Genomic DNA, 10,772 nt, shown 5'->3' with positions numbered 1-10,772 from the left:
GTCGTTGAGAATTATGCCTTCCTCTAAAATAAAACAAAACATATTGACAAGGCATATATATGCCGTTGCAACTCTCTATAAATTTACTAAAATCGGAATGTATTCAATTGTTCACTTTATTCTCTTAAATATACAATTGCAATTTTTCAGAAACGAAATTAGTGTGAATGCTAGAGAATAAAGGAGTTAAACTGTAATGTAATATTTTGAACTGATAAAAAAACGGGAAGTGTTTATAAATCATCACTCCCCGTTTTTAAATTAATTTGCACATTTTTGATGTTTTTTATATGCTTCATTTTTGTAATGTTCTCTTTCTTCGTTAGACATTTTCTTCCATTTATTTATGAAATCTTCGTATTTAGGGATAACCTCGTTCACCTCGCCAAAGTCTTTTACCATTCCGAATTCAAGCCACAAAATCTTATCACAGAACTGTTTCATTTGTCCGATCGAATGGCTGACAAAAATCATCGTTTTCCCTTGTTTTTTAAATTCTTTCATTTTTTCAAAACTTTTTTCAGCAAACGCCTTGTCTCCGACAGATAACGCTTCATCTATAATTAATATGTCCGGATTTATATTGACAGAGATAGCAAAACCCAAACGTGACTTCATTCCACTTGAATAAGATTTTACCGGTTGATCAATAAATTTCCCTAGCTCAGAAAATTCGATTATATCCGGTTCCATTCGCTTGATCTCTTCTTTGCTAAATCCAAGCATTAAACACTTTAGTTCAATATTATCTCTTCCTGTTAACTCACCTTTTAAACCAGCTGACACAGCAATCAAAGCAGCATCGCCATTGACTTGAACAATACCGGATGTTTCAGGAACAATGCCTGCAATGATATTTGATAAAGTCGATTTTCCCGAACCATTTATTCCCAGAAACCCAACAACATCCCCTTTTTCAACTTCAAAACTTACATTTCTCAAAGCATAAAAGTCCTCACCATAGGATTTAGGCGTAATTAGGTCTAAAATTCTTTCTTTCATTCCGTTATATAATTTATATTTTTTTGTTACGTTTTTAACTATTATTGCCTTCTCCATCATACCACAAGCCTTTATAAGTAATCGATAAAATGTCTTCTAAATTTCATGTGTAGCATTGAACCAAATAAGAACAATACAATGACCAGTCCCCAAAAATAAAGTGTATATTGCCAATTCGTTATGAAATACCACTCAGTTCCAAAGAAAGCAGAACGATATCCTTCAATTAAATAGTATAAAGGATTTAATTTCAAAATTGTTATGATTGTAGCATTATCTAAAACAGCTGAAATTGGCCATAAAACTGGCGACAAATAGAGAAACATTCGTAATGTCGCATTTAAGAACATATGAACGTCCCGAATGATAGTTGACAATGTAGACATAATTAAAGATACAGCAAATAATAAACAAATAGTAGCAAACATAAAATAAATGAGCTGTAAATAATAAACATTTATAAAGTATCCCATGAATTGGAGCAATATTAAAACTATTATTAACATGAATAAATGGACATAGAATTGAGAAAATATAACAAAACTAGGGATTGCGCTCATCGGAAAGTTCATTTTAGATAACATGGCTAATCGAGTGTAAATCGATTTTGAACCTTGTATTGTCGATTGATAAAAGAAGGTCCAAAGAATAAATCCACCCATTAACCATGCAATAAAAGGAACATCCATCCCAGGTATTACTTGAATATCAGCTCTTTTTTGGATGCTACCAAATACAAACCAATAAATTAATATTTGAATTAATGGATTAATGACTTCCCATGCCATTCCTAAGTAATTATTTTTGTTTTTGCTTTTTAATTCATATAACGAAAGTCTTCTAATTAAATAAAAATGATTTATTTGCTCTTTTATAACGGTTATAGCAGATTTCATGAAGAAATTCCTTTCAATAGCTATAAGTATTCAACTTTTTGACTACTGTTAGAATTATACTCAATATAAAGCTGAAAAACAATCAAGGCTAATAACCCTCACCTTGATACTATTTTAATTTTACTACTTTCTATTCATTATCAAAAAATGATCGGCCTTTTTATTTTATAGTAGTTAATCCTTTCACAAGGTTTTAAATCATTAAAAAAACACACTTTCCACAACCCTTTTGGAAGCTTCACCGTCTTCCAAATAACAAAATTTATTATAGAACATTTCAAATGAATGCGAAACTTCAAAATTATTGCGTTCAAAATAAGAAATTTGTTGCAGTACCTCATCTGTAGTATATGCTAATGGACCGGGAGCTTCTTTTTCAATGTCAAAATAGAAACCGCGAAGTTTATTTCGATAACTGTCGATGTCATATACAAAAAAGATGATCGGTCGTTTTAAATTAGCATAATCGAAAAATACGGATGAATAATCTGTGATGAGAAGATCTGAAATTAAATACAAATCGCGAATATCTTCATATTCAGATACATCATAAGCAAACCCTTCAAAATTACTTAAATCAAGGTTTTCTGCAATTAAATAATGCATTCTTAACAGAATGACATAATCATCTTTTAATCGTTCTTTTAATTTTCCTAAATCAAGGGCTAAATCAAATTTATATTTTCCTACTTGATAAAACTGATCATCGCGCCATGTAGGAGCATAGAGAATCACTTTTTTCTTTACTGGAATATCCAGTTTTTTCTTTAATTGATCAATTATTTGCTTTGTGTTATGTGTATACAAAAAATCATTCCTTGGATATCCTGTTTCTAAAATTGTTTTTTCAAATTTAAAAGCCCGTGCAAATATTTCGGTTGAATATTGATTGGGTGAAATTAAGTAATCCCATCTTTTTGCTGCATTGGTGAAATTTCGCTTATATTTTTCAGTATTCGTTCCTGGCATATGGACTTCCTCCATATCATTTGCCAGCTTTTTCAACGGTGTGCCATGCCAAGTTTGTAAGTATATCGTATGCTTGGGCTTCGGAATCCAAAGCGGAAGCCGGGTGTTGAAAACCCAATATTCCGCCCTAGCCATTGCAATCAACCATTTTAGAGAAAAACGTTTAAGATAAGGCACTTTTTTTTCTACAAAAACATCTGTATACCCTTTCTGTACACTCCAAACCATTTTGAATTCCGGATGATGCTTCTGCAAATACTCATAGATCGCCCTGGGATTGCAGCTATATTGTTTTCCTAAGTAGCTTTCAAAAACAATGAGATTTTTTTTTACGGGAAGTTGGGAAAGGATCATAAAGATCAATTTGTACAGCTTTACCACCAATGACTTAACCTTGAATTTCTTTACCAATCCCATGAATTTTTGATTCATAACTTACACCCTTATACATAAAATAATCCGATTGAAACAGTTCCCTAACTAACCTTTCACTAGATTTTCCGTCCGAATATTGATTCCATTTTTTCGAAAATTCAACAATGCTTTCAATATTATAGTCACCTTTCTTAATATGATGAATAATTTCATCCGTGTTATAGACTATCGGCCCCGGAACTTCTTTTTGATAATTTTCTATAATCCCCCTTGTATGGCTATATTGATCAAAATCATAAACAAAGAACAGCATAGGCCGTTGAAGTAATGAAAACTCAAAAGGCACCGAAGAATAATCAGTAATTAATATATCTGTAATAATTAGCAATTCATTGATATTGTCATATTCAGACAAATCATATACAAAACCGTTATAGGTTGATTCTAAATTTTTTGCCTGCTCGCGAACTGCAGGATGCAATTTTATGATGATAATATATTCATCGCATAAAGCATCGTACATTTTTTTGAAATCTAACTGAATCCGAAAATTTTCTATTAAGTTATCTCGATATGTCGGAGCATATAAGATTACTTTTTTATTTTTCATTATCGGAAAACGAGAAAACCAATGGTCTCGAATCTTTTTTTTGCTTTTTAAGTCAAAAAAAAGGTCGGTACGCGGAACCCCTGTTTTTAAAATCCGATCAGAGGTGAGATTAAACGACTCCATAAATATTTTGGCCATCTCATTCGAACCGACAACAACTTTATGAAATTTTTCATACACTTTTAAAAATCTTTTTTGAGCCCTTTTTGATCGCTTTTTAATAGATAAATCTTTTAAACCGAACTGTTTTAAGGCTCCTACAGCATGCCATAGTTGGATGCATTGAACTTCTTTTTTAAACGAAACAGCCGATAGGAAACCGTAGTAGTTGTCAATAAATATATATTTTGAAGTAGCGAGATGGTAAATCGATTGAATCATGTCTATGACATTCGCCGTTTCAAAAGATAAAACAGGTTCATCGACTTCTTTTAAAAAATCAGTTTTTTGTTTTGCTAAAAAGATTACTTCTATATTCACATTTTGTTTCCGTAAAGCCCTATAAACATATAAAGAATTATCGCCAAACGAAACAACAAATGCCGCTTTATCTTTCAGCGGGAAAAGGCTAAAAATTTGAAAAAATGTTTTAAAAATAATCAAGTAAAGCCATATAGCTAATTCCCTAACCATTTTTTATCATTAAGTCCTTTTTAATTTTTGTTGTCGAAATGCCAATTGTTCTTGGTAAATATATTACTTGGCAGTAATCTTTCAAAAAATCAAAATGTCCTTCCCAGTCATCGCCCATTACAAAAATATCCACATCATGTTCTTGGATGTCACGAACTTTTTGATCCCAAGATTCTTCAGGAATAACTTCATCGACATATCGAATTGACTCAAGGATTAATTTTCTATTTTCATATGAATGATAAGATTTTTTCATTTTTTGCTCATTAAACTCATCTGTTGAAAGACCGACAATTAAATAATCCCCAAGTTCTTTCGCTCTTTTTAATAGATTGATATGACCCCAATGCAGCAAATCAAATGTTCCATAAGTAATAACTTTCTTCACCCTTATCCCTCCTAATTTTAAGGAAAGTATCCAAAGAACCATTCATATTTATATAATTCTGTTATATTATCATAATAAACAAAAAAATCCACAAAGGATTTACATTTAATTTACATTATTATAACTTTTTAATACAACATTTATCAAATTTAATTTTTACATTACAAATGAACTGTCAAATCAAAATAAAAGGCCTTTCATTTTTTTGCACATCATCCATTATAAGCCTTAACAAATTTAATTTCAAACTAATATTTTAACATAGACGAGATGCTATCCATTGAAAAAAGTCTTCCTGCAGGAATTTACCCTTTTTGAAAAATTTGTTGTTAAATAATCTCAAATGAATTCGGCTTTATATCTTCAAAACCAAAATAATACAGAATCCCCTTTACAATTCGTTCTGATGCCTTGCCGTCTCCGTAAGGATTGGATGCTTGCGACATTTTCTGGTATACCTTTTCGTCTGTAAGCAGTTGTTTAGCTAATTGATATATTTGTTCTTCATCAGTACCGGCAAGCTTCAAGGTTCCTGCTTCAATTCCTTCAGGTCGTTCAGTTGTATCGCGGAGAACTAAAACAGGTACGCCTAAAGACGGAGCCTCTTCCTGCACGCCGCCGGAGTCTGTCAGGATAATATGGGAACGGGCGGCAAAATTGTGAAAGTCCAAAACTCCCAGTGGTTCAATTAAATGAATCCTGCTGTCATTTCCGAGAATTTCAACTGCTACCTCGCGAACAGCCGGATTAAGGTGAACAGGGTAAACAACCTGGATATCAGCAAATTCTTTTACTAATCTTTTAATGGCCCGGAACATACTTCTCATCGGATGCCCTAAGTTTTCGCGTCGGTGTGCAGTAAGCAGTATCATTCGGTCATTTCCAATTTCATCAAAAATTTCGTGGTGATAATCATCTGTTACTGTTGTTTTTAAAGCATCTATTGCCGTATTGCCTGTTATAAAAATCGAATCTTCCGGCTTATTCTCTTTTATTAAATTTTCAAATGCTTTCTTAGTGGGAGCAAAATGCAAATCCGCCAAAATTCCTGTTAATTGGCGGTTCATTTCCTCTGGAAATGGAGAAAATTTATTATTAGTGCGAAGCCCCGCCTCCACATGACCAACGGCAATCTGGTTATAAAACGCAGCTAAACTAGCAATAAATGTTGTCGTGGTATCTCCATGAACAAGAACAATGTCAGGCTTTACTTTTTTCATTATGCCATCTAAGCCTTCTAATCCTCTTGTCGTAATATCAACTAACGTTTGCCGATTCCTCATAATATTCAAATCATAATCCGGAACGATACCGAAAACATCCAATACTTGATCAAGCATTTGGCGATGTTGTGCCGTAACGGTTACAAATGACTCGATTTTGTCTGTATGTTTTTTGAGTTCCAGCACTAACGGAGACATTTTTATTGCTTCAGGTCTAGTTCCAAAAATCGTCATTACTTTAATTTTTTTCAAGAACATCACCTTCACAAATTTTTTTCGAACATAATATATCTTAACATTTTTAATAAAACTGATTTGTAAATTTCTTGAGATTCCCCTTATTTTTTACCTAATATTTCCGTTTTCTAATCGAATATTCCAAAAAGTCCTCCTTTAGTTCATCTCGGCTTAGAATAAAGGATACAATTGCCTCAGGGTAACCAAGTTAGTCGGTGATGCTCTAGCAGAATAGCGAACATCTCGCTGCCGATAAATGTTTTGATTCATAAATTTGATTCATAAAGTTGACCCTTTCGACTCATTGGCGAAGCTTAGGATCTGTCGCACAATTTGGAGCAAATCCTATACTTTTCTATACAAATTTAAAAACGTTCTCCAACCTCTCGTTTTTCTCTGCATATGCCGATAAGAATTCAAAGGCAGCCAGCTTCCTATGGAATGCTTGTCAACAATCGCAATTCGCAGTATTTCTTTTGACTATGTCTTAGTTGCCGCAAAAAAAATGTGCCTAAATCGACAGTAGACAGGGATGAAGCTTTTTTTATTTAGCACAATCCTCACTATTGTTTCATATATTATGAACCGACAGCTAGCAACACTATGGAAACAACAACTAAAAAATGACAGCGTTTTGCCTTGACGTTGATCTTTGTCTAAGCTACCATTCTCAACAAAAAAATCGACAAAATCACTATTTCCCGGAAAATGTTATATTATATACTTCCTTCCGAAAAAATTTATCATTAATCCGCAGCGACAAAATATTTAATTAAATACTCTCCCCATACCTGATTTCCTTTTTCGCTCGGTTTGGATCGGTCTTCTGTAACGTATTGCTTCAATTGCTCGTCTTCCTTATCCGGCCAATTTTCCCAATGGTTTAAATATGTAAAATGGTTTTCTTCGGCATATTGTTTGAGCGCATCTACTTCCTTAGGATAAAATTTTGCACCAAAGAGCGGGTGTGCAGGCTGCAGCATAATCGATACGTCAGGATTTGCTTCTTGAATTTTCCGCAAGATGTCCGTAATGTTGCTTAGAGTATTGTCAATGCCGACAACGCCGTTATCATTCAAAATAAACGGCTCGAAAAGGAGGATGTCAGGCTTTTTGTCTGCAATTTTTTTATATAATTTTTTATTCAATACACTATGCGTTGTCTCCTCGGCATCGGAAACAATCGAGATGTTAAAGAGCTCATCTCCATATGCAGAAAGAAGCTCCTTTTTCAGCTTTTCCGGCCACCCATTTTGATCGGAAGGAACGGATTCAGATCCCCAAATTACAAAGTTCAATTGTTTCTCTTCTTTTAAAGCTGTTTTGATTTTTTCCTGAACATCCTCCGGTAAATTTTTGGCGTAGTCCTCTCGTGTATCATTTTGTTTACTATTGTCTTCCTTTATATTTTCTGCAGATGATTCCACAGAAGCAGTTGTCGGTTTTGAAATTTTCTGTTTCCAATAAAAATGGCCGACAATAATTGACGCTATACATAAAACGACAACATTACTAACAATAATCCTTTTTTTCACAGATAATCCTCCAAACGACAAATTTCTCACTTTATTATAGCGGAAAATGCCCTGCCGTTCCATGCTGTCAATTCATTTTTTCAAGCGGTGCTGACAAGTGTATACGAAAATATTTTCCTCACAAATATATTGTCTTAATAGAATTGGAAACTTATAATCAGATTAGATAAATTTAGTAATGAGGGATGGAATTATGAGATCAGATAGACAGAGAAAAAAGAGAAAGAAATGGCTCTGGATTTTGTTATTAGTCATTGGAGTTTTCATTATTGCCACGGGATCCTATGCCTTTTACATTTGGAACAAAGCACAATCGACCATTGCCAACATTCAAGAAAACATCGGGCGGGATAAATCAGACAAACGCGATCAGCAAGTCAACTTTAAAAATCGCGATCCTATTTCCATATTGCTGATGGGTGTTGATGAAAGAAAAGGAGACCGAGGACGGTCTGATTCGCTCATTTTGATGACAGTCAATCCAAAAGAACAGTCAATGGAAATGGTCAGCATTCCCCGCGATACAAGAACAGAAATTGTCGGAAAAGGCATTCAAGACAAAATTAACCACGCCTACGCTTTCGGCGGAACAGAAATGGCTATTAAAACGGTTGAAAATTTCTTAGATGTGCCGGTTGATTATTTTGTCAAAGTGAATATGGAAAGCTTTCGCGATATTGTCGATGCAGTCGGCGGTGTGACGGTTGAAAATGATTTAGATTTCACTTACGAGGGCTACCATTTTGAAAAAGGAACCATTCACTTGGATGGCAAAAAAGCTCTTGCGTATTCAAGAATGCGATATGATGATCCAAGGGGCGATTTCGGCCGCCAGGAAAGGCAGCGGCAAATTATTGAGGCGGTTATTGAAAAAGGAGCAAGCATTACATCCATTACAAAATTTGGAGAAATGTTTAAAGTCATTGAAAACAATGTAAAAACAAATCTTACATTTGATGAAATGTGGGCAATTCAAGAAAATTACAAAGATGCCCGAAAAAATGTCATTCAGCATCAAATAAAAGGGAGCGGAAAAAAAATTAACGGCATTTACTACTATATTGTGCCTGAAGATGAACGTCTTTCCCTTTCCAACGAGCTGAAAAAACATTTGGAATTAAAGAAAGAAACCGCTGAAAAATAAAAAATAGTGCGGCAGTTCACCATTCGACCGCATTTTTATAAGAACTGCCGCCATTCCCTATAATAAAAAATCCCCGCAAGCCTAGAATAATTCAGCAGCATTATGATTTTCGTTTACAATCATAACAAGATGGCTTCTCATATAAAATAAAGGAATGGTATTCCTTCCCCTCATTGATCCTTCTCTTATATGTATCATTGATATGAGACGCACTTTTCATTTTGTTGTAAATGATACTCATATGCTTCTCCACTACTACTTTCTCATGATTGATTAAAACGATTGTTGAATGCTTTCCTTTTGAAACGACATGTCGAATAGCCGAATGCGCAATCCATTGGCAGTCTAAATGCTCCATTGATTTAGTAGGGAAAAAACAAAGATCGAGGACAGGAATGCATACAGGAAGCATACGTTGGTGCGGCAGAATTTTCTTAGCTGCGTCTATGATGCCTTTAAGAGACACACCGTAATAGCTGCAGCTCTCTGCCAAAAGGTCTTTCGGCCTCTCTTTCACAAGATACTTTTCATACTTCTCAATAACAATTGTCCAACATTCTCCATACTTATTAAAATAAGGAAGCAATGCTAGCGTGTCACAAGTTAAAATATAATTTTTGACCTGCTCCACTCTTTCACCCCTTTTTCTTCACTATTTGACAATCCTTGCATGACATTAGACTTTTTTACTAGTTCTTTCGATGTATATTATACACGAATTTCAAGAAAATTTGGTAAATTTCTAAACTTTTTTGTAAAAAAAGAAAAAAATTCCATGATAAAACCAAAAAATTAGTATAATATTATCATTACGAGGTGAACTTATCGTGAGAAAAAAATCGACGATGGGGCGAATGGCATCTATTTTTTTATTTACGTTTTTTCTTTTAAGCGTTTTTTTTATTACGTGGCGCTCGAAGCATGTCGATTCAAACGACTCTTTTGCAAGCATTGAACCTCAAATTCCGACCATCTTTGTCCATGGCTATAAAGGAACAATGCGCTCGTTCCAACATATGCTGCATCGTTTTGAATATGATTACCGCTGGGGAACAAAATCAATGGTCATTCGAGTTGACCGCATGGGCATTGTCCATATTTCCGGAACAATCCCACAAAACTTAAAAAATCCTTTTATACAAATTGTTTTTGAGGAAAACCGCACAAGTATTGAGGAAACGGCAAATTCTCTGAAAAAGGCAATGCGCTTATTAAAAGAAAACTATTCGGTAGACGAGCTATACATTGTGGCTCATTCGATGGGAGGACTCGTTTCGACAAAATATATCGAGGACACGAACAACTTGAAGGATTACCCGACTGTCCGCAAAATGGTGGTCATAGGCAGCCCGTTTCAAGGAATAGAACAGGAATCTTACCATAAGCTGAATACAGGTAAAGCAATCATTGATTTAAAACCAGATTCTCATGCTTTACTAGAAATATTGAACAACCGGGATCAATTTTCTAAAAAAACGAAAGTTCTCAATATCGCAGGGATCAATCCCGAGTATAAAGACAGTGATGGAGTTGTCTCCATCCAGAGCGCTCTCAGCGCTAGAAATATTGTTCCGTTAGAAAATTATCATGAAATCATTGTTAAAGATAAACTTGCCACACACAGCGGTCTTCATGAGCATCCGAAAGTGGACAAGTATATCGGCGAATTTCTATGGGGGTACAATTGAGTTGGGGAAAGTATTTCTTCAACCGAATGACCTTTTTTCAATAAAAACCCCGATTCTTCTCCCTCCTTTAAA

The 10,772-nt window shown here is 34.4% G+C and carries 9 protein-coding genes and 1 pseudogene; 2 read left to right on the top strand and 8 right to left on the bottom strand.

The annotated features are described in order from the left end of the window. Window positions 1-261 precede the first annotated feature (261 nt). The 7 genes and pseudogenes from tagH to RI196_RS02645 form a co-directional block, all read right to left on the bottom strand. On the bottom strand, window positions 262-1,059 hold the full coding sequence (gene tagH, locus RI196_RS02675; RefSeq protein WP_066247023.1) for a teichoic acids export ABC transporter ATP-binding subunit TagH: 798 nt from the start codon (window positions 1,057-1,059) through the stop codon (window positions 262-264). A gap of 14 nt (window positions 1,060-1,073) precedes the next feature. After that, on the bottom strand, window positions 1,074-1,898 hold the full coding sequence (locus RI196_RS02670; RefSeq protein ID WP_066246891.1) for an ABC transporter permease: 825 nt from the start codon (window positions 1,896-1,898) through the stop codon (window positions 1,074-1,076). 201 nt (window positions 1,899-2,099) lie between these two features. Further along, window positions 2,100-3,251 (bottom strand): annotated as a pseudogene (locus tag RI196_RS02665) (CDP-glycerol glycerophosphotransferase family protein); the annotation flags it as partial. A 4-nt stretch (window positions 3,252-3,255) separates the two neighbouring features. Beyond that, window positions 3,256-4,485 carry a CDP-glycerol glycerophosphotransferase family protein gene (locus tag RI196_RS02660; RefSeq protein ID WP_130157772.1) on the bottom strand — a complete coding sequence of 410 codons (1,230 nt, stop codon included), beginning with the start codon at window positions 4,483-4,485 and terminating at the stop codon, window positions 3,256-3,258. Further along, window positions 4,478-4,873 carry a glycerol-3-phosphate cytidylyltransferase gene (tagD, locus tag RI196_RS02655; RefSeq protein WP_066246898.1) on the bottom strand — a complete coding sequence of 132 codons (396 nt, stop codon included), beginning with the start codon at window positions 4,871-4,873 and terminating at the stop codon, window positions 4,478-4,480. Before tagD ends, RI196_RS02660 begins: the two co-directional genes overlap by 8 nt. Window positions 4,874-5,202: 329 nt before the next feature. Further along, window positions 5,203-6,330: a non-hydrolyzing UDP-N-acetylglucosamine 2-epimerase gene (gene wecB / locus RI196_RS02650; protein WP_375338798.1), complete on the bottom strand. Its 1,128-nt coding sequence runs from the start codon at window positions 6,328-6,330 to the stop codon at window positions 5,203-5,205. 749 nt (window positions 6,331-7,079) lie between these two features. Next, the gene (locus tag RI196_RS02645; RefSeq protein ID WP_311066841.1) at window positions 7,080-7,868 is read right to left on the bottom strand and encodes an SGNH/GDSL hydrolase family protein; all 789 of its coding nucleotides are present in this window, start codon (window positions 7,866-7,868) and stop codon (window positions 7,080-7,082) included. A gap of 193 nt (window positions 7,869-8,061) precedes the next feature. Here RI196_RS02645 and tagU point away from each other — a divergent pair, with 193 nt between their 5' ends. Beyond that, window positions 8,062-9,012 carry a polyisoprenyl-teichoic acid--peptidoglycan teichoic acid transferase TagU gene (gene tagU, locus RI196_RS02640; RefSeq protein WP_311066840.1) on the top strand — a complete coding sequence of 317 codons (951 nt, stop codon included), beginning with the start codon at window positions 8,062-8,064 and terminating at the stop codon, window positions 9,010-9,012. Between the two features lie 100 nt (window positions 9,013-9,112). On the opposite strand, the gene RI196_RS02635 is transcribed toward tagU, so the two are convergent. Further along, window positions 9,113-9,643, bottom strand: a complete 531-nt coding sequence (locus RI196_RS02635) for a competence protein ComK (protein ID WP_063386322.1) — start codon at window positions 9,641-9,643, stop codon at window positions 9,113-9,115. Between the two features lie 196 nt (window positions 9,644-9,839). On the opposite strand from RI196_RS02635, the gene RI196_RS02630 reads away from it, so the two are divergent. Then, complete coding sequence (locus tag RI196_RS02630) at window positions 9,840-10,700, top strand: alpha/beta hydrolase (protein ID WP_130157766.1); 861 nt, start codon at window positions 9,840-9,842, stop codon at window positions 10,698-10,700. Window positions 10,701-10,772 lie beyond the last annotated feature (72 nt).

This window comes from Aeribacillus composti (assembly GCF_031760945.1).
In the GTDB taxonomy this organism is placed as follows: Bacteria; Bacillota; Bacilli; order Bacillales; family Aeribacillaceae; genus Aeribacillus; species Aeribacillus composti.
This window is presented reverse-complemented; position numbering and strand designations above follow the sequence as displayed.

What these genes read in the sequence shown, in the direction of transcription:
- tagH (WP_066247023.1), bottom strand. Translation starts at nt 1,059, where the DNA reads ATGGAGAAGGCAATAATAGTTAAAAACGTAACAAAAAAATATAAATTA.
- wecB (WP_375338798.1), bottom strand. Translation starts at nt 6,330, where the DNA reads ATGACGATTTTTGGAACTAGACCTGAAGCAATAAAAATGTCTCCGTTA.
- RI196_RS02670 (WP_066246891.1), bottom strand. Translation starts at nt 1,898, where the DNA reads ATGAAATCTGCTATAACCGTTATAAAAGAGCAAATAAATCATTTTTAT.
- RI196_RS02660 (WP_130157772.1), bottom strand. Translation starts at nt 4,485, where the DNA reads ATGGTTAGGGAATTAGCTATATGGCTTTACTTGATTATTTTTAAAACA.
- tagU (WP_311066840.1), top strand. Translation starts at nt 8,062, where the DNA reads ATGAGATCAGATAGACAGAGAAAAAAGAGAAAGAAATGGCTCTGGATT.